The sequence below is a fragment of the Flavobacterium sediminis genome, from assembly GCF_003148385.1.
Classification (GTDB): Bacteria; Bacteroidota; Bacteroidia; order Flavobacteriales; family Flavobacteriaceae; genus Flavobacterium; species Flavobacterium sediminis.
Genome location: NZ_CP029463.1, coordinates 2598905 through 2623932, shown reverse-complemented (window position 1 = coordinate 2623932; position 25028 = coordinate 2598905). Strand labels below are relative to the sequence as shown.

Sequence of the window (25028 nt, the reverse complement as noted above, 5' to 3'; positions counted from 1 at the left end):
AATGATTTTTCCTTAGTTATTTATACTAGGAATTCTTACAACTTCATTAGTATCAGCTAAATAGTCTACTCCATCAAAACCAAAACCGAACAAATTTAAGAAATCCTGTTTATACCCTGCCAGATCACCGATCTCCTGTAGATTCTCAGTAGAAGCAATTGCCCAAAGTTTTTTAACCTCTTCCTGAACATCTTCTCTCATTTCCCAATCGTCAATACGGATTCTATGTTTTTCATCTGTCGGGATCTCATTTCCAGAATACAATCTATCTTGGAACAAACGTTGTATTTGTTCAATGCAGCCTTCATGCAATCCTTTTGCTTTCATTATTTTATACAATAATGATATATATAAAGGTATTACAGGAATAGCTGAGCTTGCTTGTGTTACCAATCCTTTATTAACTGAAACATAGGCTCTTCCTTGAATATCTTTCAATTCATCAGTAATTTCAAATGCAGTCGCTTCTAAATGATCCTTTGCTCTACCAATAGTTCCTTTTCTGTAAACCGGTTCGGTAACTTCTGGTCCTATGTATGAATATGCTAAGGTTAACACACCATCAACCAAGACGCCGGCTTCTTTCATTGCTTCAATCCACAGCATCCAATCTTCACCCCCCATTACTTTAACTGTATTTGCTATTTCCTCTTCATTACAAGGCTCTATAGAAACTTCAGACATTTTACCTGTATGAAAATCCACAGTCTTATCTGTGAATTTATTTCCAATCGGTTTTAAGACTGAACGATATAAAACTCCCGTTTTAGGATCTTTTCTAACAGGAGAGGCTAAACTATAGATTACAAGATCTACTTGCCCTAAATCCTGTTTGATTAAGTCTATTGTTTGTTGCTTAATTTCATCTGAAAACGCATCTCCGTTAATACTTTTAGCATATAAACCTGCTGCTGTTGCTTCTTTTTCAAATGCAGCCGAGTTATACCATCCCGGAGTTGCTGTTTTCCCTTCTGCCGGTTCTTTTTCAAAGAATACTCCTATTGTTGCAGCTCCATTACCAAAAGCACTCGTAATTCTGGAAGCCAAACCAAATCCTGTTGAAGCTCCGATAACCAATACTTTTTTAGCTCCTTCAATTTTTCCTTTAGATTTAACGTATTCTATTTGATTTTTTACGCTTTGCGCACAACCTTCTGGATGAGCTGTTAAGCATATAAAACCACGCATTCTAGGCTCTATAATCATAATTTATTCTTTTACGTAATTAATAAACAAAAATACTACTTTAATTTAATAATGTCTGAGCATGTGCCAATGCCGAGTCAGTAATATTCTTTCCTGACAACATTTCTGCAATCTCTACAACTCTTTCGTTTGCATCCAACTGCTTGATTTCAGAATTCACCACTCCCCCTACTTCATTTTTAAATACTTTGTAATGCTGATTTCCTTTTGCAGCGATCTGTGGTAAATGAGTAATGGCAAATACCTGCATCTTTTTACTCATCTCTTTCATGATCTCTCCCATTTTTAATGCCACCTCTCCGGACACTCCGGTATCTATTTCGTCAAAAATAATCGTCGGCAAGTCTATTGACTGTGCTAATACAGCTTTTACTGCCAACATAACACGCGACATCTCTCCTCCCGAAGCCATTTTTTTGATCGGACCGGGTTTCATCCCTTTATTAGCCGAAAACAACAAACTAACACTGTCTTTCCCTGTTTCCGAAAATTGCTCAAGTGGTTTTATTTCAAACTGTATCTGCGCATCGGGCATTCCTAATGGTCTTACAATTTCCAGCAATGCCTGTTCCAGTTTAGGCGCCGTTAGCTGACGTGATCCTGAAATTTCATCGGCTGTTTTCTCTAATCGGTTAAAAACGATCTCTTTTTGCACTTCTGCCTGATCTATCTCCGAATCAATTGCGTCAAACTTAGTCGCTTTTTCACTTAATTGATTTTGTATATCCAGAAGTTCCGCAACTGTATTTACGTTATGTTTCTTTTGTAAATTATAAATGAACTGAAGTCTTTCATTAATATAAACTAATCGCCCCGGATCGTCTACGATTTGTTCCTGCTTCCCGACACATTCTTCTACAACATCATCCAGTTCTATATAAATACTATTGATTCGCTCAAATAAACTTTGGTATTCTTTTGACAACGAGGCTAATTTCTGTAAACTGTTCTTAGCTTCATTGACTGAAGAAAGAATACCTATTTCTTCTTCTTTGGCTAAAGCCAAAACCTTATCGATATTTTCTTTAACAAACTCAATATTGCTTAAAACTTCCTGCTCTGATTCAAGCTCTTCCTGTTCAGACTCTTTTAAATTAGCCTGAACCAATTCCTCCAATAAGAAGTTGTTGTATTCTTGTTCGTTTAAAAGAGATTGTTTTTCGGCTTGTAATCTTTGCAGTTCTTTCTGTAATTTTTTAAAAACACCCAAATCTTTTTTAAATACAGCCAAAAGCTCTTTGTTTTGAGCAACTGCATCTAAAATCCGTATTTGGTAACTTTCATCGATCAAATCACGGGTTTGGTGCTGGGAATGTATGTCTAATAAAAAATTAGCCAAGCCTTGTAACTCCTGAAGATTTACAGGACTATCATTTACAAAGGCTCTGGATTTACCGGAAGGCAATATCTCTCTCCTGATGATCGTTACCTCTTCATAATCGAAATCACTAGCTTCAAAAACGCTTTTCAGATCGTATTTACTTACATCAAAATGTGCTTCTACCACACACTTTTGTTCTTCATCTTTAAGCGAACTTAAATCGGCTCTATTTCCTAAAACCAGTCCAAGAGCTCCTAACAAGATTGATTTACCCGCACCGGTTTCTCCTGTAATAATGGAAAAACGATCCGAGAAATTAATTTCTAACGAATCGATAAGTGCATAGTTCTTTATAGCTAAAGTTAAAAGCATAGCAAAAAACTGATTTTTAACGAATTCTACTCCATTTTGCAGAATTTAACGGAGAAATTCTATTCAATGTTTCTTTTAGTGTAACGGTATTGTAATTTGGTCCGCCTGAAAAAACAGACACTATTTCATCTACTTTGGCATCAAAAAACACACGTGTCAGAAAAGCATTAGGTCTGAAACTCTGAATAGCAGATAATGTTTCTATTGCTTTGCCAATCTCTTCTTTAGCCTTAGCTTGATCTGCTGCCATAGTATCCAACCCCAGTAAATGATATTCATACATAGCTTTTCTAAACGCTTCATAGGTATTAGACATCATATCTGAGACCAAAAAGTAACGATTGGTATTTGTATTTTCATTTTGCGACCAACCTTTATAACCTTTAGGTTGTGCTAAATTTAATATTGCTAAAGCAGACTGTAAATATTTTGTACCCGCTTTTTCTTCAAAAGTATCTCTGTCTACCGCAATAATGATATTGGCATAAAAAGCTAAAACGGAAATCAAATTTGACGTAAAATTATTTTGATCGTAAACCAACTGTTCATATTCCAAAAACTGGAATCCGAAATCTTTATCATTAATATTTAAAACCGGTGAACTATAGGTGGAATTATAAATAGGTCTGGACGATTGTACTTGTAATGTTGCCTGAATATTATTAGAATTAAACTCCGCAACATTGATAAAGAAATTACATTCGATTCTTTCGTGCTGTTCAAAGTTCAGGTCTGTAAAACGGGTATTATTAAGAAATTCTCTGACCTTAGTTTCTAAATTCTTAAAAATTTGGGGATTTACATCTGTCATTCGTTGGTAATTAACCGAAACAGTTGCATTCAGTTCTTGAGCAGAACTTACCGATATAAAACCTAAAACTAAAACCAGAATTCTTAAAACGTTACGCATGTTGTATCTCCAAAATTTTATTAATGATATCTTGTGCCACTTCTTCTTTTGACTTCAATTCCATAGCCTGTATATTAAACTGTGCATCTATAAATGTTACTTTATTAGTAGTATGTCCAAAACCGGCTCCTGAATCGTTCAGCGAATTAAGCACAATCAAATCTAAGTTTTTTTTCTGAATTTTTTGCTTAGCGTGTTCAATTTCATTTTCTGTTTCTAAAGCAAAGCCAACTAAAAGCTGGTGTTTTTTATTTTCTCCCAATGACGCTAAGATATCTTTTGTTTTTTCCAACTCTATATTAAACGTAGCATCATTCTTTTTTATTTTCTGATCCGCAACAATTTTCGGACGATAATCAGCAACTGCAGCCGCAGCAACTGCTACATCAACAGAATCAAAATATTCATGACAAGCATCATACATTTCCTGAGCCGATTGTACCCGAACAATTTTAACCTGACTATTATCGAGCTGCAAATGCGTCGGACCGGACACTAAGATCACTTCTGCTCCTTTCTCTGCAGCTTTCTGAGCGATATCGAACCCCATTTTTCCTGAAGAATGGTTCCCGATGAAACGAACCGGATCAATCGCCTCGTATGTAGGCCCGGCTGTCACCAACACTCTTTTATTTCGCAAAGGAAGTTTTTGCAATAAATCGTCTTCTAAAAAAGCAATAATATTTTCTGGCTCTGCCATTCGGCCTTCTCCCGAAAGACCACTTGCTAATTCTCCTTTTTCAGCCGGAATAATGGTATCTCCGAACTTTTGTAATTTAGTAAAACTATCTAAAGTTGACGGATGTTTGTACATATCCAGATCCATTGCAGGAGCAAAATAAACCGGACATTTTGCCGAAAGATATGTTGCTATAAGTAAGTTGTCACAATTTCCGTTTGCCATTTTAGCCAAAGTATTGGCTGTGGCCGGAGCTATGACCATCAAATTTCCCCAAAGAGCTAATTCAACGTGGTTATTCCAAACCGCATTCTCTTCTTCTTCATTGTAAAATTCTGAAACAACGGGGTTTTTAGATAAGGTAGAGAGTGTTAAAGGTGTCACAAAATCTTTAGAAGCAGGTGTCATGACAACTTTAACCTGAGCACCTGCTTTTATAAAAAGTCTTACCAAATGAGCTGTTTTGTATGCAGCAATACCTCCAGATACACCCAGAATAACTTTTTTACCGCATAGAACAGACATAAGCTAATTATTTTGCTTCTCTATAATAAATTTTACCTTCTAACCATTCTTGTACGGCAAGAGCGTGTGGTTTAGGTAATTTTTCATAAAATTTAGATACTTCGATTTGCTCTTTGTTCTCAAAAATTTCTTCTAAGCTGTCATTATAAGTAGCAAACTCATCTAATTTTTCTAACAACTCTTTTTTGATTTCAGTGTTGATCTGACTTGCTCTTTTGGCAATGATTGTGATAGCCTCATAAACATTTCCGGTAGGGGCTTCAATTTTAGCTTTGTTATACGTAATTGTATTTACAGGAGCAGTTGTCTTTTTTAAATCCATGATTTAATTTATATTAGAATATTGTTGTAACTCTTTTTCAATAACTGCCAACATATCGTCAGCTTCTTTTTTGTATTCTGTATCCGGTTTAAACTTCACTAAGCTCGTATACGTAACTTTTGCATAATTTAAACGGTCTTCTTTTTTACTCGGAACTGAATTTACCGCTAATTTGTAAGCCGAATCCAAACGATAATACAAAGCTTTTTCTTTATAAGTCGTTCCCGGATAATCTGCCAAGAAATTATCAAACGCTTTCAATGCCGCTTTAAAATCAGAAATCGTATTGTATTGCTTTGCGATTTCAAATGCTTTTTTTTCTAACTTTTCATTAAGCTCCTTTACATACGCATTAGCTTGTGGTAAATATTCTGAATTAGGATACGTATCGATAAATCTCTGCAACTTCATCAATGCTTTATCTGTATCTGACTGATCTAAACTAAATACCGGAGATAATCGATAATAACATTCTGCACTTAAAAACGCTGCTTCTTCTCTCTTTTCACTCTTAGGATAAGTTGCCGCAAAATTTTCAAACTGATATCCTGCTAAATAGTATTGTTTAGAGTTATAGTATGATTTTGAATAAAAATAAAACATTCGCTCTGCACTGGGTTTGCCTTTAAAAGCAGGTGCTACTTGCTCATACAAACGGATCGCTTTGTTGTATTTTTCTTTTTCATACATCTGTTCCGCCACTTTATTCTTCAGTGCTACATCATCGCTTTTCAGCGCTTTTTGATATTCACTACAAGAAATCAACACAACAGATACTATTACTAAACTTATTATTTTTCTCATTTATCCGGTTTTAACTTTTTTAAAAATCAGGCATCTAAAAAAGCAAATGCAAATTTAGATATTATTTAGTTACTACAAAAATCTTTTTTTACTGTATTTTTTTAGTAAAAGCATCTAGTCTTTTAGCTAAATCTTCATCTGTATTTACCAATGGTAAACGAACGGTATTCTCCGCTATTCCTAAGGATTTAAAAATTTCTTTAATTCCTGCCGGATTTCCTTGCTCAAAAATCATATCAATACTTTCGGCTAATTTATATTGTAACGCATAAGCTTCTTCTACTTTTCGCTCTAAACCGAAACGGATTAATGCTGAAAAATCTTTAGGATACCCTTGTCCGATCACAGAGATCACTCCTGTACCTCCGGCCAAAACCATAGGTAATGCAATCATATCATCTCCAGAAATCACTAAAAAGTCTTTTGGTTTATTCTGAATCAGACGCATCGCTTGCACAATGTCCCTGCTGCTTCTTTAACCCCTATGATATTTTCAAAATCTTTAGCCAAACGTATCACTGTTGAAGGCAACATATTACTAGCAGTTCTTCCCGGCACATTATATAAGATAACCGGAACAGGCGATGCTTCAGCAATTGCTTTGAAATGTTGGTAAATTCCCTCCTGAGTTGGCTTATTATAATATGGAGAAACCGACAAAATTGCATCAAAAGCAGAAAGATCACTTGTTTTCAATTCTTCCACTACTGCAGCTGTATTGTTACTACCAACTCCCAAAACCATTGGCACTCTCCCTTTATTAGCTTCTACAACCGTCTTTATCACTAATTCTTTTTCCTGCTTGTTCAATGTAGCAGATTCTGCCGTTGTACCCAATACAACTAAATATTCCACTCCTCCTTCAATCACATAATCAACAATTCGTACTAAGGCTTCGGTATCAACCGAAAAATCTTTTTTAAAAGGTGTTACCAATGCTACACCAGTTCCTAAAAATTTTTGCATTACACTTTTTTTAGTATTCTTAAATATTTAAACAATTCATTCGTAAACAACTTGGTTTCCTGCATGTCGGTTTTTACAATAACATTGTTAGCCCGATAATCCACACTATCCAACCCCACTCTGAATTTAGCTTTTGAGCTGGTTGTTGCCCATAATAATTCCGGTTTGTTCTCATCAAAATAATTGACCAATACGTCAAATGGTGTTGCCAAAAAAGCAGCTACTTCTTCCTTTTTCGCAGAACCTGTTAAACTTATATCTTTACCGGAAAAACCGGGTTTTTCTATTGCTCCTTTTTTCTTTACGGCATCTTTAAATGTAAGTACTTTAAGTTGTTTTAACGGAATACCGCTGTCTGCGATATGTTTCAGCAACTCTTTTTTATATCCTTTTTCCGTTTCATCAATTATAATCCCTATTGTCTGTATTTTTCCTTCTGACGAATCTTCTTTAAGTATACTTAACCTTTTATTAATTATTTTTTTTAGAAAAAAGCGGCTAATAATTTTATAAAACATAGTAATTTTACAATTTCGGCAAAATTAAGCATTTAAACCCATCTTGAACATGGTAAAAGTAAAAAAGAATACAATCAAATTTATCTATTTTGTTATATTATTAACATTTTTTTCCTTGACTTCTTGCGAATCTTACAAAGGAAAGATTTATGAAGTAAAGGGTTCAAATATCAATATAAATGAAAATCAACATTCTCGAAACGACATTGAAAATTTTGTAGCTCCTTTCCGGAATCATATCAACAAAGACCTTGATAGTATATTAGCTTACAATCCGGTCGATCAAGACAAAAGCAAAGGAAAATGGCAATCTAACATCGGAAATCTGCTTGCCGAAACTACTTTAGCTTTAGGCGATAAAGTTTTCGAGATGAGAGAACACAAATCTATTGACTTTTGTATTTTAAACCACGGCGGAATTCGATCTGTAATTCCGAAAGGTAATGTAACGACAAGAACGGCTTATGAAGTAATGCCTTTTGAAAACAGTCTGATTGTTGCTGAATTGAAAGGCTCTCAGATCAGAGAAATAGCTGATTATCTTTTAGAGAACAGAAAACCTCATCCGTTAGCCGGAATCACTATTTACATTTCTGAAGACGAAAAATCAGTTGATAAAATCCTGATCCGTAACAAACCTTTAGAAGACCAAAAGACCTATTATGTTGCTACATCTGATTACTTAGCCAATGGCGGTGACAACATGACTTTTTTCACAGAAAGTCCAAAAAAATACGATCTGGATTACAAGTTACGTAACTTGTTAATCGACTATTTTAAAAGTGTTGATACACTTCCTAATTTAACTGATAAAAAAATCATTATAGAATAAGTGAACATGAAAAGAAGAGATTTTATACAAAAAACAGCTGTTAGTTCTGCTTTGTTACCTTTAGGCGGACTTTCATTGAGTAGTTTTAACAAAACCGAAACTAAAAAGATTACTATTCTTCACACAAATGATGTTCACAGCCACATAGACCCGTTCCCGGCAGATCATCCTAAAAACCCGAATATGGGTGGGGTTGCCCGAAGAGCTTCCTTAATCGATCAGATCAGAAGTGAAGAAAAAAATGTTTTGCTATTAGATGCCGGCGACATTTTTCAGGGAACACCTTATTTCAACTATTATGGCGGAGAATTAGAATTCAAACTAATGAGCCTAATGAAATATGATGTAGCTACTATGGGAAATCATGATTTTGACAATGGTATAGATGGCTTTTATGCACAATTGCCTCATGCTGCTTTTGATTTTGTTTCCGCTAACTACGACTTCAAGAATACAATATTAAACGGAATTGTAAAACCTTATAAAATACTTATCAAAGACGGAGTTAAAATAGGTATTTTCGGCTTAGGTGTGCAATTAGAAGGTTTAGTTGATAAAAAATTATCTAAAGAAACCGTTTACAACGATCCGATTGAAGTATCCACAGACATTGTAAAGGAATTAAAAGAAGAACACCATTGTGACTTGATCATCTGCTTATCCCATCTTGGTTTTAAATACAGAAACGAACCTGAAAAAGTTTGCGATATTTTATTAGCTCAAAAAACTAAAGATATCGACCTGATCATTGGTGGACACACTCATACTTTCTTAGACAAACCGATCATTGAGAAGAATTCAGAAGGAAAGCCGGTTCTCATCAATCAGGTAGGATGTTACGGGATCAATCTGGGAAGAATTGATTTTTATTTTACTAACGACAAAAAATTTGACAATACAACCCGCAACATTATTGTATAGTCAATCTCTTTTCATTATCTCTGGAGATAAAATAGCGTACAAGTAAGTAATAACACGGTATTTCGACTGCACAGCTCAAATACAACCACAATGTATTTTGAGTATAATACTTATATAGTACATAGAAAATATCAGAACCGAAAAGGGATAAAAATGTAATCAGCAAAAACTTAGAACTGGTTGTTTTGTTTTTCAAAAAATTATAAAAACCTAAAACCAAAACTCCTATGGCTAAAACAATATAAGCTAAAATATTGTAATAACTGCTGAAAATTTTGGTTAACCAATAAACCGAAATAATCTTTGCTACAACAGAAAAAGCAAAAACAGAAAACAAACCGGCTTTTACATATTGAAGTTTCTTTTGTTTTCTTTCCAATAGTTTTGAATCTACTAACAAAATATAAAACAGTAAGATCAATACCACAAGGTATATGAACAACGCCCAAAAGTTAAAAATTTCTTCTAACATCAGCGCCATATTATCTGCAATGAACAATAACAGCAAAATAACAAAATGTAACTTTCCTTTGTAATCTTCTACTTTTTTTTCGTTGTAAAAAAATAATAAAAGGAGATCGAAGTTACGATCATTGGCTTAAAGATCAACGCTATTTCTTTGTCAGCATAAATTTTAAAAAAAAACAAATACATTATATATGACAAAAAATATAGCAGCAGTGCCGGGTTTCTTAATTTTACAATCATACTAATTATTTAACATCTTTTCTCTTTCCACAAAATATTTCATGTAGAAATAGTATGATAGGGTCTGGGTAGCAGTATTTATTATTCTAAGCAGAATAATCTCATCAAGACTTCTGTACAACACAAAAAACAAGTCTGACAGAATAAAAGTTGAGATAGTCAAAGTTAAATAAAAATTTCGTTTATTCGTTGAATTATAATAAACCATTGCCGCTAAACAGCCCATTAATTCTAATTCTAAGCCAAAAAACGTATACAAGATAAATTCCATGGTTGATTTTACTTCCAGAAAATCAAGTGTTAAAAGAATCAACACCGTTAAAACAACTAAAACCAGAAAAAAAGTAAAGTCGAGCACTCTTCTCCTTTTGGTTCTCATAATTTCCTTAAAATCCCCCAAATAAAATACAACACAAAAAGATAAGGTATCAAGAAGATGGTAAGAATCAATTCATAGAACTCTTCCCCGCCTATCAACAAAAACATATCCCCTAAAAAAAATACGATCAACGACAAAGTAAAAGCAACATTTACTTGCCCTTTTACACATGTATAATATGCAAAAAAGATTGATGGCATAATAACAGGTTTAACAAGCAACATAAGGTCGTAATTGTCCAAGCCGACTGCCAGTACCAGAATTAAACTCGCTAAACCATATACTATTAAAGGAGCGTCAATTTTCATTTATCAGGTCATTAAACTCATACTCAGAGATAATCGGTATCCCTAATTTATTTGCTTTCTCTAATTTAGACGGTCCCATGTTAGCGCCCGCCACCACATAATCAGTTTTCGACGAAATTGAACTTCCTACTTTTCCGCCATTATCTTCAATTACTTTTTTCAGATCATCACGGGAATACGTTTCAAAAACTCCGGATACTACAAATACTTTTCCTCCCAAAACATCAGAAACCATAGTTGATTCTTTCTCTTCAATTTCAAAGCGAAGTCCGTATCCCTTTAAACGGTCAATCAGAATAACATTATTCGGATTTTCGAAAAACTGTATTACACTTTGCGCAATTTTATCTCCGATCTCATCGACTAAAATCAAATCCATCAAAGAAGCATTGGCTAAAGCATCAATATTCTTATAGTGCTTCGCCAGCTTTTTAGCCACCGTTTCACCCACATATCGAATCCCTAGTGCATATAAAACTCTTTCAAACGGAATCTGTTTTGACTTTTCAACCCCTTTAATCAGATTGTCTGCCGACTTTTCTGCCATGCGTTCTAAAGGAATAACCTGTTCTTTTTTTAATTCGTACAAATCAGCATAATTTTCGATCAATCCGGCATTATAAAGCAAAGCTACCGTTTCCCCTCCCAAACCTTCTATATCCATTGCCTTACGGGTTATAAAATGCTGAATACGTCCGATAATCTGTGGTGGGCAACCGTAAAAATTCGGACAATAATGCTGTGCTTCCCCTTCATTTCTTACCAATTCCGTGTGACACTCCGGACAATGTGTAATATAAACGGTTTTCTGCGAATCTGACTTTCTTTGAGTTGTATCTACCCCAATGATCTTAGGTATAATTTCCCCCCTTTTTCCACAAAAACAGTATCTCCGACTCTGATATCTAATTTTTCGATCTGATCGGCATTATGTAATGACGCTCTTTTCACGATAGTTCCGGCCAACTGAACCGGTTCTAAATTTGCAACCGGAGTTATAGCACCGGTTCTTCCTACCTGATAAGCTATAGAATTTAAAACTGTTACAGCTTGCTCTGCTTTAAATTTATAAGCAATAGCCCAACGAGGAGACTTTGCCGTATAGCCTAATTCTTCCTGATATTGAACCTGATTCACTTTTACCACCACTCCGTCTGTTTCAAAAAGCATGTCATGACGATGGGTATCCCAATAATCGATAAACTCAAAAACTTCTTCTACAGATTTTACTAATTTTGACTGTGTAGGCACTTTAAATCCCCAGTCTCTGGCTTTCTGTAAGCTTTCAAACTGAGTGCTGATCGGTAAATTATTTCCTATTAGCGAATACAACAAACAATCTAGCGGACGTTTGGCTACTTCTGCCGAATCCTGTAATTTCAAACTTCCGGATGCTGTATTTCTCGGATTAGAATATGGTGTTTCACCGATTTCTATCAAATCCTGATTCATTTTTTCAAAACCCGCTAACGGCAAAATAATTTCACCGCGAATTTCAAATCTATCCGGATAATCTCCTTTTAAACGAATCGGTACCGATTTGATCGTTTTTACATTATTCGTCACATCATCTCCCTGAAAACCATCACCTCTGGTCAATGCTCTTTTTAATTTTCCGTTTTCGTATAAGATACTGATGGAAGCACCATCATATTTTAATTCGCAGGTAAACTCTAACGGAACATCACCTAATATTTTCTGACATCTGTTTACCCAATCCACTACATCTTCTTTCGAATATGAATTATCCAGAGAATACATGCGATACTCATGTGCAATTGTTTCAAAATTTTTAGTAATAGCCCTCCTACTCGCTGCGTAGGCGAATTCTCATCAAAATATTCCGGATGCTGAGCTTCTAAATCCTGTAATTGTTTTAATTTTTGATCAAATTCAAAATCAGAGATCGTGGGATTATCTAAGACATAATAGTTGTAATTATGCTGATTTAACTCTTCTCGTAAAGCTTTAATTCTAGCTAAAACATCCATAAATATTTATTGATTTAAAAGAAATTCTAATTTAGTAAACAATTCTCCCTTACTGATTATCCCTCCTTGTTTAATGATCTCAAACAAAGAGCCATTCCTGTCTATAGAGATATCTTTTTTCCCTTTTTGTATCTCCACTTCACTGGTCGTTATGTTCTCACTCAGCCAATTGATCCCTTCAGCACTTAAAAAATTAACGTCTTGACTTGTTGCATTGATCACGTAAGAAAAAACAGTTGTCCCCACACATTTAAACAGAAAAATATAATCTTCAGAGAAGTGATCTATAAAATTAATATTAGTCAGTGCTCTATCCCAGATCAGATCCGAAAACACATCTATTTCCTGTTCTGCTATTTCCGGTTTGGTTTCTTTTAGCACATCCCACTCTTTTTTATCAATAGACTGAGTAGCCAAAAAAGTTATAAATTCAGGATGTAGTTCTTCCAGTTGTTCTTTGGTTAATCTTATATATTTCATAAAAAAGAGGCTTTTTCTTGGTAAGAGAAGAACAATTTCCCTCCAAACTATAGTATAAGGTTACAAAAGGTAAATATAAAAAAAGCTCCGCTAATTGCGGAGCTTTCAAAAAATATTTTATTATGAATTATGCTTGTTCAGCAACAATTTCATAAGGCAATTCTACAACTACTTCTCTGTGTAATCTTACAGTAGCATTGTATTTACCTAATCTCTTAACGATACCGCTAGTGATGAATTTTTTCTCAATTGCATGTCCGTTACCTTCTAAAACTGCAGCAATATCTGCATTAGTAACTGAACCGAATAATTTATCACCACCTGCTTTAGCTGTAATTTTAATCTCAAGAGCTTTGATAGCTTCAGCAATAGCCTTAGCATCAGCGATCAATTTAGCTTCTTTATGAGCTTTTTGTTTTAAATTTTCAGCTAAAACTTTTTTAGCAGAAGGTGTTGCTAATACTGCAAAACCTTGTGGAATAAGGTAATTACGACCGTAACCGTTTTTCACAGTTACAACATCGTCTTTGAACCCTAAATTTTGTACGTCTTGTTTTAAAATAAGTTCCATGTTGTTGTCCTTATAATTAGTAGAAGTTAGTCCCGCTGCAAGCGAGACAACAACCTATAATATTAATATTATTTTAATAAATCAGCCACATACGGCATTAAAGCTAAGTGACGAGCTCTTTTAACTGCTACTGACACTTTTCTTTGATATTTCAAAGAAGTACCTGTTAAACGACGAGGTAAAATTTTACCTTGCTCATTCACAAACTTCAATAAGAAATCAGGATCTTTATAATCTACATACTTAATACCTGATTTTTTGAAACGACAATATTTCTTTTGTTTGTTAGTTTCAATATTTAGTGGAGTAAGATATCTGATATCTCCCTCTTTTTTTCCTTTTGCAGATTGCTCTAAAGTTGACATAATTAGTTTGATTTAGATTTTAATTTTGCTCTTCTTCTCTCTGCCCAAGCTACAGCATGTTTGTCTAATGCTACAGTTAAGAAACGCATAATGCGTTCGTCACGACGGAATTCAGTTTCAAAAGCAGCAATAATTTCGCCAGGTGCTTTGAATTCAAATAAGTGATAAAAACCACTTTTCTTGTGTTGGATCTCGTAAGCTAATTTTTTTAAGCCCCAATCCTCTTTCGATACCATCTCAGCTCCTCTTGAAGTAAGAAAATCTTCAAACTTGCTTACTGTTTCCTTTATCTGTTGCTCAGACAAAACGGGATTTAAGATGAAAACAGATTCATATTGATTCATACAAAAAATAATTAAATTATTTAAAATTGGCTGCAAAGGTAATGGTTTCTATTTAATATCCAAAGCACCTTTATATTTTTTCTTATTTTTTTATTTATTTGCTTTAGTTTGTAAAATAAAAATCACTATATTTAACAGTAAATTTATATGCCTATGAAATTGAATTGTATCGTTGTTGATGATAGTGCTATTCAAAGAGTAACTATTACAAAACTTGTTAACGAATCGCCTAATCTTCATTTGATAGGTGATTTCGCCAATGCTCTCGAAGCTAAGAATTGTATTAACCATAATACTGTAGATCTCATTTTCTTAGACATTGAAATGCCGTTGATCAACGGCTTTGATTTATTAGACGGATTAAAAATTAAACCTCAAATTATTTTTATCACATCAAAAGCAGATTATGCTGTAAAAGCTTTTGATTATGAAGCTACTGATTTTTTACAAAAGCCTATTTCAAAAGAACGTTTTTTAAAAGCGGTCAAAAAAGCTCTGGAATTACACCAGTTAAGAACCGATTCGCATGAAGATCTCGGAGAGGCTATCATCATCAAGAGTAATCTTAAAAAACTAAAAATTTACACCGCTAAAATAAAATGGGTAGAAGCCTTCGGTGATTATATTAAGATCATTACAGACGATGACAACCACTTAGTCCTGTCGACTATGAAATCTTTTGAAAATGAACTTCCGGACGGCAAATTTGTACGCGTTCACAAGTCGTATATTGTCAATGTGGAACGCATAGACAAGTTCAACAGTAAATTTGCAGAAATCGGCAGCACAAAAATACCAATCAGCAGAAACAAAAAGGACACAATCACTAAAGCTATAGAAAGTCTTTAGTAATAATCTACATTAGCCGAAACTTTTATACTTCGGTAATGTGAAACCGCTTCAAAACTATTCAAAATCTTTTGGATAGTTTTTTTTGTTTTTCCCAAGTGGTTCTCAGCCGGAATTTTAACCAAAATAGTTCTCAGGTATTCGTTTCGAATCTTACTCACCATTGGTTCCTCCGGTCCTAAAACAGGAATATTCAAATGTTGTTTCAACACATTATACATCCAAAGCGAACCTTCTTTCAATTTATCATAATCCTTGTGTTTCAAGGTTAATCGGATGATGCGATAAAAAGGAGGATATTTAAAATTCTTTCGTTCGTATAGTTGTTCCTGAAACATTGCTGCATAATCATTATTAACCACTTGCTGTATTGTATTGTGATACGGATTATAGGTCTGGATCAGTACTTTCCCTTTTTTCTCTTTTCGCCCTGCCCTGCCCGATACTTGTGTCAATAGCTGAAAAGCTCTTTCATAAGCTCTAAAATCGGGCTGATTCAGTAAGTTATCCGCATTCAGTATACCGACCAAAGTTACATTATCAAAATCCAGACCTTTGGCTAACATTTGGGTTCCCACCAAAATATCAAATTCTCTGTTCTTGAATGAATCGATTATTTTTTCAAAACCAAACTTTCCTCTGGTTGTATCTTGGTCCATTCGTCCTATTTTTTTATCCGGAAATAGTCGTACCAATTCTTGTTCTATTTGCTCCGTTCCGAAGCCTTTTGCATTCAAATCTAAAGAATTACAACTATGACAATGGGTCGGATTAGCGATATTATACCCGCAATAATGACATTTAAGCTGGTTTTTATACTTATAGTACGTTAAACTGACATCGCAATTCGGGCAATGCGGAACATGTCCGCAGGTTAAACATTCTACATAAGGAGAAAAGCCTCGTCTGTTTTGAAACAAGATCACTTGCTCTCCGTTATGAACCGTCTCTTTTATATTTTCCAGTAAAACATCCGAAAAATGCCCTGTCATTCGCTTTCTGAAATATTTATCTTTCAGATCGATTAGCTGAATTTCAGGCAGCACAACATTTCCGTAACGTTCTTTCAACTCCACTAAACCGTATTTCCCTGTTTTCACATTGTAATACGATTCTAGGCTTGGTGTAGCACTTCCCAATAAGACTTTTGCATTGTGCAATTTAGCTAGAACGACAGCAGCATCTCTGGCATGATAACGCGGTGCCGGATCTTTTTGCTTAAATGTTTGCTCGTGTTCTTCATCTACCACGATTAACCCCAGATCAGAAAAAGGCAAAAATAAAGCACTTCGGACCCCTATTACAACCCGTGCATTTTCAGAATTCTGTAATAAATTATTCCAGACCTCTATCCTTTCATTGTTAGAGTATTTTGAATGAAAAACAGCAATCTGATTTCCGAAATAAGCCGTCAGCCGTTGTACCAATTGAGCTGTCAAAGCAATTTCCGGCAACAGAAACAACACTTGCTGCTGTTCCTCTTTTAAGAACTGCTCTATAAGCTTGATGTAAATCTCCGTTTTACCGGATGCTGTAACGCCATGCAATAGCATTACATTCTGTTGCTGAAATCCTTTTTCAATGGCTGAAAAAGCGGCAGCCTGTGCCAAACTCAATTCAAAAGAAGCATCTTCTTTTTTCTCAAATTGTACTCGATCTTCATGAATATAATATTCTTCAAATACATCTTTATCAATTAAGGCTTTTATCACTGCTATACTAGCTCCTGAACTCTCTATTAATTCTTTAACAGCAATAGGTTTTCGCTCTCTTACATGCAATTGAAAATAATGCAGAACCAACTCTCGTTGCTTAGGCGCTCTTGACAGTATTTCCAGCAATTCCACCAAGTGCTCTTGTTGATGGTAAATAACGTGAAGCTTAATATAGCGAACCAATTTAGGCTTGTATTGCTCTGTCATTTCTTCATGTAGCGCAATTGCCCCTTTTGACAATAACGAGTTAATTGTCGGTATTACTGTTTTTTTCCCTAAGATCTTAACAACTTCCTGTAACGTTATAGATGACTGATGTCGTAACGCTTCCAGAATAAGATACTCATCATCCTTTAATTGATGATCCGGAAGGTTTTCTACTTCTTTAGGCAGTAGTTGTGTTTCACTTTCCAGAATAAATCCGGACGGCACCGCCGCTTTAAACACATCTCCTATAGTACACATGTAATAATCCGCAACCCAATTCCAATGTTGAATTTGTAATTCATTTACAATAGGTTTCTCATCTAATATCTGATGAATTTCTTTGGGTTGATATAATTGCGGTGGTGTATTGTGTTTTCCGACGATCAAAGCTGTATAAATTTTGGTTTTACCAAAGGGGACAGCAACCCGCATACCAATTTGTACGAAGTCAAACTCTGCTTCGGAAACCTGGTATGTAAAAGTTTTGGCAACCGCCAATGGCAAAACTACTTCTATAAAATACAACATTTAACAAAGGTAGTTTTTAAAAAAGAGAAAAGAAAAACAGAGGAAAAGATTTTGGATAGCAATAGTACATTTTACAGAAAAAGCGTTCTCAATTAAGAACGCTTCAGATTATCTTTTATACCAACAGGTTTATTTTCCCAACATACCTGCTTTTAAATTTTTATCAGCCGGCTTATCGCATAACCAGATTCCGAAAAGCGCTTTTTTAAAGTCATGTCCATCGATAGAACCTTTTTTAACACCATTTTTATATACTACAATTCCGGTTCCCGGTACGTTGACAATTAAAAACTGATCTCCTTTCTTAATTTCTTCACTAAAAAAAGACTTAAATTTTTCAATTTTTGTTTTTATCGATGCTGTATTTCCTTTTGTTGCATTTTCAAATCCTTCATTAACGGCATTGATCATTTTTTCAGAAGTAATCATTCCTGAAACAATCGTTAATTTTATTGCTGCGCCGTCTGCACTTGCCATAATATCATTTGCACTGTTCGATTTTTTAGGAAGATACAACGCCCCTACATACAAGTCTATCCATAACTTCTCTCTCAGCCCGGCTCCGTTTAAGATCAAATCCTGTCCGTCAATTGAAAGTTTACCATCTACCTTTACTCCGCTAATCGTAGTTTGCGCAAAAGACATAAGTGACGAACTTATCACTAACAACATTAAAGCAATTTGTTTTTTCATAATTTTTGATTTTAATTTTTGCTAAATATATAAATTTTTTCTTTTTAATTTACTAATTGTGGCGTTTAACTCAAATCCGAGTAATAAAACCATACAATTGATCCAAATATAAAACATCAGTACAAGAAGTGTACCAATTGAACCGTACAGTTCATTATATCTAGCAAATTTTTCTACATAAATACCAAAAATATAGGATGAAATAACAATCAGAATCGTAGTAAAGACTGCTCCATAACTAATAAAGGAGATCGAATAGGTTTCTTTGGTTCCGAATTTATACAAGATCGAAGTGGTTATCAAAACCATCAGCAATACAAACAGATAACGTCCCCAAACAATAAGTTCTACATCGTCATTGATGAGTCCCTGTAATTTAATTTTTTGAATAACCACTTCAAATGTAACGATAGCCGCTACTGTAAACAGCAAAATAAATGACAGACTTAAGGATATAGCCAAAGCAATGAAATACTGCCTGAAAAAGCCTCTGGTTATAGTAATATGCGTTGACATTTCGAAACCTCCCAGAATAGCATTTATTCCATTAGTCATCAAGAAGATAGACAAGATAAAACCGGAAGACAATAAACCGTTATAACTATTGTTCAGAATATCGTAAATAGTATTTTTAATAGCATCAAACGTATTAGGCGGGACATTCTGAGACACAAATTCTAAAAAATCATCCTGAAAATTATCAATCGGAATATAAGGAATCAGGTTTAGTATAAATAAAGCAAACGGAAACAAGGCCATAAAGAAACTGAATGCAATAGCACTCGCCCTGTAAGAGAAAGCACCTTTTAAAATTCCCATTACATAAAGCTCTACAATATCATAAAGGGAAAGTCCTTCTAATGATTTCAGGGTTATCTTTTTTGCAATAGCCACCAATTGTTTGACTACAGGAATTTTGTTCAGTTTATTTTCAATTGCTTCCGACATTTCTTTAAAAAGCTTTTAAACTTAAATCCATATTATATACTGAATGGGTTAAAGCTCCGGAAGAAATATAGTTTACTCCACAATTTGCATATTCCCGAATTGTTTTTTCATTGATATTGCCGGAAGACTCTGTTTGGCATTGGTCTCCTATTAATCGTACTGCCTCTTTTGTCATTTCGTAATCAAAATTATCCAAAAGGATACGATATACTCCTTGCGACTGTAATATTTCTTTTACTTCCTCTAGATCCCGGGCTTCAACTATAATCTTTAGATCTTTTTGATATTCTTTCAGATAATTCTGTGTTTTTTCAATTGCTTTTGTAATACCTCCGGCAAAATCAATATGATTATCTTTTAGCATAATCATATCATACAAAGCAAAACGATGGTTCTCACCGCCGCCTATTTTTACAGCCCACTTTTCTATAGCTCTTATTCCGGGAGTCGTTTTACGAGTATCTAAAACCTTTGTTCGGGTACCTTCTAACAAATCTACAAAGGAACGCGTTTTAGTAGCAATAGCACTCATTCGCTGCATAGCATTTAATACTAATCGCTCTGCCTTTAAAATAGATTGTGAACGACCATGAACTGTAAAAACAATATCACCATATTTAACCGGATCACCTTCCTGAAGTAAGGTTTCCATCTTTAGGTCTTTGTCTACATAAGCAAATACCATTTTTGCAAATTCGATTCCGGCTATAACTCCTTCGTCTTTAACTAATAATTTAGCTTTTCCCTGTGCTGTTTCGGGTATACAAGCCAGAGAACTATGATCTCCGTCCCCAACGTCTTCTCTAATTGCATTGGTGATAATAATTTCTAATTCTTTTTGAAATTGCGCCTCTGATATCATGCTTTATTTTTTTCTGTTGCTAAGGTAGCAATTCAATTGTATTTATAAAACAAAACCACGTTTTGAAACGTGGTTTTTGAGCATCTTTTTTATAGTTGTTCTTATTTGTAAACTGATTCTTTTTTGAAATGTTTCGCTAACAAATAATAGAATACAGCTCTGTATTTGTTTTTATTAGATTTTCCGTATTGCTCAATCACTTTTGCAATAGCACTATCTAATTCCGATCCGTCTTTTAGTCCTAATTTTTTGATCAGAAAATTATTTTTTACGGTAGCTAATTCTTTTTCATCTGTTCCTGAAACAGTAGAAGAATCAGCATTATAGATTGCCGGACCACAACCGATCGTTACTTTAGTAAGCAAATCCATATCAGGAGTTACTCCACATTTATCTTTTAGATCGGCAGCATATTTTACAATTAATTCATCTCTCTTACTCATATTTTAGAAATTTATAGTTGTTTATCCTTCCAAATATAGAGATTTGTAAATTAAATAACAAAATTTTGACTACAATTTTTCTTTTATAACAATTTCTTAAAATACTCTTTTAAAATCAAGTCATTTTCTTTTTCAGGTGTAAAGACTTCTACGATTTGTGGCTTGGTATTTTGCTGAAACATCTTATCCAACACCACTTCGAATTCTTCTTCATTGGCAGCTTTTTGGTATTGGAATCCAAACATCGCGGCAAGATGCTCGGCTGTTAAATGGTGAGAAGTTTCAAAATATCGGTTGAATGTTTGTGTCTCTTTGTGTCCGGGCAAAATCCTGAAAATCCCTCCTCCACCATTATTGATCAGGACTATTTTAAAATTTTCCGGAATGTAATTATTCCACAAAGCATTACTGTCATAGAAAAAACTAATATCTCCGGAAACCAGAACTGTCGACTTATCGGATGCAACTGCTGCTCCTATGGCTGTTGTTGTACTGCCATCTATTCCGCTGGTTCCCCGATTACAAAAAACAGAAACAGAAGGATCGATATCAACTAATTGTAAATAACGGATTGCCGAACTGTTGCTCATTTGCAAATTGACTGCTCCTTTTATTTTTTGACTCAAAATATCAAAAACCTTAAAATCTGAAAATGGAATCTGCCCTATATATTTGTTATGCTTTTGAGCGCGATACAATTGAATATTTTGTATTTCCTTCTTATAACTACTTTCCGTTTCTTCTGCTTTCAACATTAAAACACCAAAGAATTCATCAGGAGTCGTTGCAAAATGAGCTGAAAGACAAGCATAGGTGTCATACGCTCTTAAAGGGTCTATGTGCCAATGATGCACAGGTTGATACTTTCTCAAAAAAGCTTTGATCCGTTTTGAAACAACCATTCCTCCGAAAGTCAGTAAGAGTTCCGGCTGAAATTTCAGGAAATCTTCCTCGGTAAATGGTGTAATGATGGTATCTATATTAGAAACAAAAGCAGGATGATGCAAATTAGAAGTCTTTTCGGTAAAAACAACCACGCTGTTATCCTTTGCCAGCCATTCTACTATTTTACTTTCTAAACTATCCGGGAATAATTCTCCGACTAACACTAATTTTTTAGCACTTTTATTCCATATAGAACTAATCTCTTCTGTTAATTCAAAAGTTTTCTTTTCTTCTGTTCTTTTGCTAAAATGAGGTGTAACGGTTAACGTTTCGACCGTATCATATAGAGGCTCTTCAAAAGGAACATTAATGTGTACCGGTCCTCTTCTTAAAAATGCTGTATCAATAGCCTCACAAATTTCCGTATCATTAACATCAGAGGCTTCTTCCTGCAAATTAGCATTATACAAAATATGATTTGCATATACATTTTCCTGACGGATCGTTTGCCCGTCACCGATGTCTATTTTGTTATGAGGTCTGTCTGCACTAACCACTATCAACGGAATCTGGCTGTAAAAAGCTTCTGCTATAGCCGGATAATAATTCAGTAAAGCAGATCCTGAAGTACACAGCATTGCTACCGGTTCTCTTTTTTGTTGTGCAATCCCTAATGCAAAAAAGGCTGCACATCGTTCATCAACGATACTGTAACAATTAAAGAAGGGATTATTAGAAAAACCAATCGTTAAAGGTGCATTTCGGGAACCCGGAGAAATTACAATATTTTGAATTCCTTTATTTTTAAAAATCTCTAAAACACTTTGAGCCAAAGGAATTTTGGGATATAACATAGCTTAGTAATAATAAAAAACAAATTTACAAAAGTTGGACTGCTTTTAGTACATTTACGTTATAAAATAATTGTGCTATGTCTTTGCAAATACGAAACTACACTTCTGATGATTGTCAAGCCATCTTAGACATTATTAATTTCAATATTCTGCACTCTACTGCTTTATACGATTATGCTCCGAGAAAACTTGAAAATCAGTTCGCCATCTTTGAAGACAAACTAACCAAAGGTTTTCCTGTTATTGTGGCTGAAAAGGACCAAAAAGTGGTAGGATTCGGTTACTACAGTGAATTTCGTTTCAGAGAAGCCTATAGGTTTACCGTAGAACATTCTGTATATGTCCATCAGGATTACCAAGGTCAATCTATCGGCAAACGTATTTTAGAACACTTGATCATTCTGGCACAGGAACAAAAATTACACACCATGATCGGGGTTATTGATTCCGAAAATAAAGGTAGCATTTTCTTCCATGAAAAAATGGGATTCAAGACCGTTGGTGTCATTAAAGAAACCGGATATAAATTTGACAGATGGTTGGATTCTGTTTTTATGCAGTTGATCCTTTAATCTACATTTGCACCGGTAGCCATCTTATTTTCATTTCGGGACCATTCACTCCACGAACCTACATACAGTTTCGGATTGCCTAATCCTGCATAATCCAGTGCTAATATAGTATGGCAAGCGGTAACTCCTGAACCGCAATGTACAATAACGTGCTCAATACTTTGCCCCTTCAGTAGTTTTGTATATTTTTCTTTTAATTGCACTGGTGTTAAAAAAGTCCCATCGGGATTCAAATTTTCCGGAAAAGGAAAATTCACAGCTCCCGGAATATGTCCGGCAATTTGATCTATAGGCTCTGAAATTCCCAAATAACGGTTTTCTTCTCTTACATCAATAATAAGGTCATTTGTTTTACGAATTTCATCCATCTCCACAAGAGGTAGTTCCCATTTTGTAAACGGATAATCTGCAACCGGAACAGGCTGTACTTTATGGTTATTTACCGGATAACCCGATTGCTCTGCCTTTTGTATACCTCCGTCTAAAACCTGAACTTTTTTATGCCCGGCAGCTTTTAACATCCACCAGAATCGGGCTGCGGCATTTGCACCGTTCTTGTCATCATAAATAACGACATGTGTGTGCTTTGAGATTCCTATTTTTCCTAAAATTTCTGAAAAATCTTCTATCTTCGGCAAAGGATGTCTTCCACCCTGACTAAAGTTGTCTTTTATATCTGCTAACTGAGAATTCAAATCCACAAATATAGCTTTGTCTAAATGTTTCTTTTCATAATTGTATCGTGCTTCTTTTCCATTGGAAACGTCGACAATTACCAAATCTTTCTCTTTTTCTGAGATTTCTTGCAACTCCTGTACTTTTATAATCGGATTCATCCTTTGCTTCGTAATTTGCATTTATTTACCTTCTATCCAATCAATGATCTTTGAATCATTCGGCAACGTTTTCGGACTAATTACCATTTCCAACTGTCCTTTTTCATTTAGAAGGTATTTTTGGAAGTTCCACTCCACCTCGTTGTCTTCCAAACCGTTCTCAGATTTTTGAGTTAAAAATCGATACACAGGGTGCATATCGTCTCCTTTTACTGAAATCTTACTCATCATGGGAAATGTCACTCCATAATTCTTTTTACAAAATGTTGCAATTTCCGTATCGGTTCCCGGCTCTTGTTCCATAAAATTATTCGCAGGAAAGCCTACAATGATAAAGTTCTTGTCTTTATATTTTTCGTATACAGCTTCTAATTGCTCGTATTGAGGTGTTAAACCACATTTTGAAGCCGTATTCACTACCATTATTTTTTTTCCGGCTAAATCACTAAATCGGAATTCGTCTCCGTTGATAGCTGTAACTGTAAACTGATGTATCGATGGTTTTTCCATAGTAACCGTTTTTTTATTTGTATCTGTATTTTGTTGGTTTTGCTCTTGCTTACAAGCGAATGATAAAGAAATTACCGCTAATACCAGGATTAAAATTTTAATTTTCATAATTTTCTTTTTTAATTTAACCAATATACATTTTCTTTATAATATGTTATCTTAAACAAATATTAAAAAATATCTAATATTTTTGTGAATAATTTATTATAAAAAATAATTCTATGTTCTTCTTTAAAACTTTAATTTCTTTTTTACAAGATGATGAGTATCGCGACCTGCTGATCACCACTATCATCATTATCATTATCGGAACAATTGCTTACCATTATTTGGAAGGATGGGGATTGCTTGACTCTTTATATTTCTCCGTTGTAACTCTTACAACAATCGGATTCGGTGATTTTACTCCAAAGACAGACGGCGGTAAGATCTTTACTATTTTTTACATCGTTATGGGAATCGGAATGATTCTGAGTTTTATCAATACGGTTCAACATCATTTTACCATTATGCGTCATCAGGAAAAAAGAGATTTAGTTAAACAGTTTAAAAAAACATCCGACACACTCCCTGATACAAAAAAAGACAACGATTAATGTTGTCT

The 25028-nt window shown here is 34.6% G+C and carries 27 protein-coding genes and 2 pseudogenes; 5 read left to right on the top strand and 24 right to left on the bottom strand.

Going from position 1 to position 25028, the window contains the following annotated elements; genetic code table 11:
• Positions 1-12 precede the first annotated feature (12 nt).
• The 8 genes and pseudogenes from fabV to DI487_RS12130 all read right to left on the bottom strand — a co-directional run bounded on the left by fabV (position 13) and on the right by DI487_RS12130 (position 7623).
• The gene (gene fabV, locus DI487_RS12165; RefSeq protein ID WP_109569895.1) at positions 13-1206 is read right to left on the bottom strand and encodes an enoyl-ACP reductase FabV; all 1194 of its coding nucleotides are present in this window, start codon (positions 1204-1206) and stop codon (positions 13-15) included.
• 40 nt (positions 1207-1246) lie between these two features.
• A complete protein-coding gene (gene recN, locus DI487_RS12160) occupies positions 1247-2899 on the bottom strand; it encodes a DNA repair protein RecN (RefSeq protein WP_109569894.1) in 1653 nt (550 codons plus the stop codon).
• Positions 2900-2915: 16 nt separating this feature from the next.
• Positions 2916-3809, bottom strand: a complete 894-nt coding sequence (gene porD / locus DI487_RS12155; RefSeq protein ID WP_109569893.1) for a type IX secretion system protein PorD — start codon at positions 3807-3809, stop codon at positions 2916-2918.
• Positions 3802-5013: a bifunctional phosphopantothenoylcysteine decarboxylase/phosphopantothenate--cysteine ligase CoaBC gene (gene coaBC / locus DI487_RS12150; RefSeq protein ID WP_109569892.1), complete on the bottom strand. Its 1212-nt coding sequence runs from the start codon at positions 5011-5013 to the stop codon at positions 3802-3804. The genes porD and coaBC overlap by 8 nt, the downstream gene beginning before the upstream one ends.
• Positions 5014-5020: 7 nt before the next feature.
• On the bottom strand, positions 5021-5335 hold the full coding sequence (locus DI487_RS12145) for a DNA-directed RNA polymerase subunit omega (protein ID WP_109569891.1): 315 nt from the start codon (positions 5333-5335) through the stop codon (positions 5021-5023).
• A gap of 3 nt (positions 5336-5338) precedes the next feature.
• Positions 5339-6139 (bottom strand): outer membrane protein assembly factor BamD, encoded by an 801-nt coding sequence (locus DI487_RS12140; RefSeq protein ID WP_109569890.1) that lies wholly within the window; start codon positions 6137-6139, stop codon positions 5339-5341.
• Between the two features lie 88 nt (positions 6140-6227).
• Positions 6228-7105: pseudogene (dapA, locus tag DI487_RS12135) on the bottom strand (4-hydroxy-tetrahydrodipicolinate synthase).
• A complete protein-coding gene (locus tag DI487_RS12130) occupies positions 7105-7623 on the bottom strand; it encodes a DUF6913 domain-containing protein (protein WP_109569889.1) in 519 nt (172 codons plus the stop codon). The pseudogene dapA and the gene DI487_RS12130 overlap by 1 nt, the downstream one beginning before the upstream one ends.
• Positions 7624-7738: 115 nt before the next feature.
• Between DI487_RS12130 and DI487_RS12125 the strand changes: the two genes are divergently transcribed.
• Together DI487_RS12125 and DI487_RS12120 are read left to right on the top strand one after the other, a co-directional pair.
• A complete protein-coding gene (locus DI487_RS12125; protein ID WP_317046218.1) occupies positions 7739-8455 on the top strand; it encodes a 5'-nucleotidase in 717 nt (238 codons plus the stop codon).
• A 6-nt stretch (positions 8456-8461) separates the two neighbouring features.
• Positions 8462-9376 (top strand): bifunctional metallophosphatase/5'-nucleotidase, encoded by a 915-nt coding sequence (locus DI487_RS12120; RefSeq protein WP_109569887.1) that lies wholly within the window; start codon positions 8462-8464, stop codon positions 9374-9376.
• On the opposite strand, the gene DI487_RS12115 is transcribed toward DI487_RS12120, so the two are convergent.
• The 8 genes and pseudogenes from DI487_RS12115 to rpsF all read right to left on the bottom strand — a co-directional run bounded on the left by DI487_RS12115 (position 9366) and on the right by rpsF (position 14522).
• Positions 9366-9848, bottom strand: coding sequence for a hypothetical protein (locus DI487_RS12115; protein WP_146193462.1), 483 nt, complete (start codon positions 9846-9848; stop codon positions 9366-9368). The genes DI487_RS12120 and DI487_RS12115 overlap by 11 nt on opposite strands.
• A 237-nt stretch (positions 9849-10085) precedes the next feature.
• Positions 10086-10463: a hypothetical protein gene (locus tag DI487_RS12110; protein WP_109569885.1), complete on the bottom strand. Its 378-nt coding sequence runs from the start codon at positions 10461-10463 to the stop codon at positions 10086-10088.
• Entirely contained in the window at positions 10460-10771 is a 312-nt protein-coding gene (locus DI487_RS12105) for a hypothetical protein (protein ID WP_109569884.1), read from the bottom strand. The genes DI487_RS12110 and DI487_RS12105 overlap by 4 nt, the downstream gene beginning before the upstream one ends.
• Positions 10761-12762: pseudogene (ligA, locus tag DI487_RS12100) on the bottom strand (NAD-dependent DNA ligase LigA). Before ligA ends, DI487_RS12105 begins: the two are co-directional and overlap by 11 nt.
• 6 nt (positions 12763-12768) lie before the next feature.
• Positions 12769-13242: a DUF6495 family protein gene (locus DI487_RS12095; protein WP_109569883.1), complete on the bottom strand. Its 474-nt coding sequence runs from the start codon at positions 13240-13242 to the stop codon at positions 12769-12771.
• A gap of 127 nt (positions 13243-13369) precedes the next feature.
• On the bottom strand, positions 13370-13813 hold the full coding sequence (gene rplI, locus DI487_RS12090) for a 50S ribosomal protein L9 (protein WP_109569882.1): 444 nt from the start codon (positions 13811-13813) through the stop codon (positions 13370-13372).
• Between the two features lie 68 nt (positions 13814-13881).
• Positions 13882-14178, bottom strand: coding sequence for a 30S ribosomal protein S18 (rpsR, locus tag DI487_RS12085; RefSeq protein ID WP_072785428.1), 297 nt, complete (start codon positions 14176-14178; stop codon positions 13882-13884).
• Positions 14179-14180: 2 nt separating this feature from the next.
• Positions 14181-14522 carry a 30S ribosomal protein S6 gene (rpsF, locus tag DI487_RS12080; RefSeq protein WP_109569881.1) on the bottom strand — a complete coding sequence of 114 codons (342 nt, stop codon included), beginning with the start codon at positions 14520-14522 and terminating at the stop codon, positions 14181-14183.
• Positions 14523-14675: 153 nt separating this feature from the next.
• Here rpsF and DI487_RS12075 point away from each other — a divergent pair, with 153 nt between their 5' ends.
• A complete protein-coding gene (locus tag DI487_RS12075; RefSeq protein WP_109569880.1) occupies positions 14676-15371 on the top strand; it encodes a LytR/AlgR family response regulator transcription factor in 696 nt (231 codons plus the stop codon).
• On the opposite strand, the gene priA is transcribed toward DI487_RS12075, so the two are convergent.
• The 6 genes from priA to menD form a co-directional block, all read right to left on the bottom strand.
• The gene (gene priA, locus DI487_RS12070; RefSeq protein ID WP_109569879.1) at positions 15368-17821 is read right to left on the bottom strand and encodes a replication restart helicase PriA; all 2454 of its coding nucleotides are present in this window, start codon (positions 17819-17821) and stop codon (positions 15368-15370) included. The two genes, DI487_RS12075 and priA, sit on opposite strands and share 4 nt — an antisense overlap.
• 129 nt (positions 17822-17950) lie before the next feature.
• Entirely contained in the window at positions 17951-18514 is a 564-nt protein-coding gene (locus DI487_RS12065) for a chalcone isomerase family protein (protein WP_109569878.1), read from the bottom strand.
• Between the two features lie 21 nt (positions 18515-18535).
• Positions 18536-19462, bottom strand: a complete 927-nt coding sequence (locus DI487_RS12060; protein WP_109569877.1) for a YihY/virulence factor BrkB family protein — start codon at positions 19460-19462, stop codon at positions 18536-18538.
• A 4-nt stretch (positions 19463-19466) separates the two neighbouring features.
• Positions 19467-20324 carry a carboxylating nicotinate-nucleotide diphosphorylase gene (nadC, locus tag DI487_RS12055; protein WP_109569876.1) on the bottom strand — a complete coding sequence of 286 codons (858 nt, stop codon included), beginning with the start codon at positions 20322-20324 and terminating at the stop codon, positions 19467-19469.
• A gap of 101 nt (positions 20325-20425) precedes the next feature.
• Entirely contained in the window at positions 20426-20767 is a 342-nt protein-coding gene (locus DI487_RS12050; protein ID WP_109569875.1) for a DUF2853 family protein, read from the bottom strand.
• A gap of 83 nt (positions 20768-20850) precedes the next feature.
• Positions 20851-22506: a 2-succinyl-5-enolpyruvyl-6-hydroxy-3-cyclohexene-1-carboxylic-acid synthase gene (menD, locus tag DI487_RS12045; RefSeq protein WP_109569874.1), complete on the bottom strand. Its 1656-nt coding sequence runs from the start codon at positions 22504-22506 to the stop codon at positions 20851-20853.
• 77 nt (positions 22507-22583) lie between these two features.
• On the opposite strand from menD, the gene DI487_RS12040 reads away from it, so the two are divergent.
• On the top strand, positions 22584-23078 hold the full coding sequence (locus DI487_RS12040; protein ID WP_109569873.1) for a GNAT family N-acetyltransferase: 495 nt from the start codon (positions 22584-22586) through the stop codon (positions 23076-23078).
• Here DI487_RS12040 and DI487_RS12035 read toward each other — a convergent pair.
• Together DI487_RS12035 and DI487_RS12030 are read right to left on the bottom strand one after the other, a co-directional pair.
• Positions 23075-23914 carry a sulfurtransferase gene (locus DI487_RS12035; protein ID WP_109570676.1) on the bottom strand — a complete coding sequence of 280 codons (840 nt, stop codon included), beginning with the start codon at positions 23912-23914 and terminating at the stop codon, positions 23075-23077. The genes DI487_RS12040 and DI487_RS12035 overlap by 4 nt on opposite strands.
• A 21-nt stretch (positions 23915-23935) precedes the next feature.
• Entirely contained in the window at positions 23936-24532 is a 597-nt protein-coding gene (locus DI487_RS12030) for a glutathione peroxidase (RefSeq protein ID WP_109570675.1), read from the bottom strand.
• A gap of 113 nt (positions 24533-24645) precedes the next feature.
• Between DI487_RS12030 and DI487_RS12025 the strand changes: the two genes are divergently transcribed.
• Positions 24646-25020, top strand: a complete 375-nt coding sequence (locus DI487_RS12025) for a potassium channel family protein (protein WP_109569872.1) — start codon at positions 24646-24648, stop codon at positions 25018-25020.
• Positions 25021-25028: the final 8 nt, after the last annotated feature.

Coding starts and splice junctions, on each gene's coding strand:
- fabV (WP_109569895.1), bottom strand. CDS start 1,206: ATGATTATAGAGCCTAGAATGCGTGGTTTTATATGCTTAACAGCTCAT.
- recN (WP_109569894.1), bottom strand. CDS start 2,899: ATGCTTTTAACTTTAGCTATAAAGAACTATGCACTTATCGATTCGTTA.
- porD (WP_109569893.1), bottom strand. CDS start 3,809: ATGCGTAACGTTTTAAGAATTCTGGTTTTAGTTTTAGGTTTTATATCG.
- coaBC (WP_109569892.1), bottom strand. CDS start 5,013: ATGTCTGTTCTATGCGGTAAAAAAGTTATTCTGGGTGTATCTGGAGGT.
- DI487_RS12145 (WP_109569891.1), bottom strand. CDS start 5,335: ATGGATTTAAAAAAGACAACTGCTCCTGTAAATACAATTACGTATAAC.
- DI487_RS12140 (WP_109569890.1), bottom strand. CDS start 6,139: ATGAGAAAAATAATAAGTTTAGTAATAGTATCTGTTGTGTTGATTTCT.
- DI487_RS12130 (WP_109569889.1), bottom strand. CDS start 7,623: ATGTTTTATAAAATTATTAGCCGCTTTTTTCTAAAAAAAATAATTAAT.
- DI487_RS12120 (WP_109569887.1), top strand. CDS start 8,462: ATGAAAAGAAGAGATTTTATACAAAAAACAGCTGTTAGTTCTGCTTTG.
- DI487_RS12115 (WP_146193462.1), bottom strand. CDS start 9,848: ATGTTAGAAGAAATTTTTAACTTTTGGGCGTTGTTCATATACCTTGTG.
- DI487_RS12110 (WP_109569885.1), bottom strand. CDS start 10,463: ATGAGAACCAAAAGGAGAAGAGTGCTCGACTTTACTTTTTTTCTGGTT.
- DI487_RS12105 (WP_109569884.1), bottom strand. CDS start 10,771: ATGAAAATTGACGCTCCTTTAATAGTATATGGTTTAGCGAGTTTAATT.
- DI487_RS12095 (WP_109569883.1), bottom strand. CDS start 13,242: ATGAAATATATAAGATTAACCAAAGAACAACTGGAAGAACTACATCCT.
- rplI (WP_109569882.1), bottom strand. CDS start 13,813: ATGGAACTTATTTTAAAACAAGACGTACAAAATTTAGGGTTCAAAGAC.
- rpsR (WP_072785428.1), bottom strand. CDS start 14,178: ATGTCAACTTTAGAGCAATCTGCAAAAGGAAAAAAAGAGGGAGATATC.
- rpsF (WP_109569881.1), bottom strand. CDS start 14,522: ATGAATCAATATGAATCTGTTTTCATCTTAAATCCCGTTTTGTCTGAG.
- DI487_RS12075 (WP_109569880.1), top strand. CDS start 14,676: ATGAAATTGAATTGTATCGTTGTTGATGATAGTGCTATTCAAAGAGTA.
- priA (WP_109569879.1), bottom strand. CDS start 17,821: ATGTTGTATTTTATAGAAGTAGTTTTGCCATTGGCGGTTGCCAAAACT.
- DI487_RS12065 (WP_109569878.1), bottom strand. CDS start 18,514: ATGAAAAAACAAATTGCTTTAATGTTGTTAGTGATAAGTTCGTCACTT.
- DI487_RS12060 (WP_109569877.1), bottom strand. CDS start 19,462: ATGTCGGAAGCAATTGAAAATAAACTGAACAAAATTCCTGTAGTCAAA.
- nadC (WP_109569876.1), bottom strand. CDS start 20,324: ATGATATCAGAGGCGCAATTTCAAAAAGAATTAGAAATTATTATCACC.
- DI487_RS12050 (WP_109569875.1), bottom strand. CDS start 20,767: ATGAGTAAGAGAGATGAATTAATTGTAAAATATGCTGCCGATCTAAAA.
- menD (WP_109569874.1), bottom strand. CDS start 22,506: ATGTTATATCCCAAAATTCCTTTGGCTCAAAGTGTTTTAGAGATTTTT.
- DI487_RS12040 (WP_109569873.1), top strand. CDS start 22,584: ATGTCTTTGCAAATACGAAACTACACTTCTGATGATTGTCAAGCCATC.
- DI487_RS12035 (WP_109570676.1), bottom strand. CDS start 23,914: ATGAATCCGATTATAAAAGTACAGGAGTTGCAAGAAATCTCAGAAAAA.
- DI487_RS12030 (WP_109570675.1), bottom strand. CDS start 24,532: ATGAAAATTAAAATTTTAATCCTGGTATTAGCGGTAATTTCTTTATCA.
- DI487_RS12025 (WP_109569872.1), top strand. CDS start 24,646: ATGTTCTTCTTTAAAACTTTAATTTCTTTTTTACAAGATGATGAGTAT.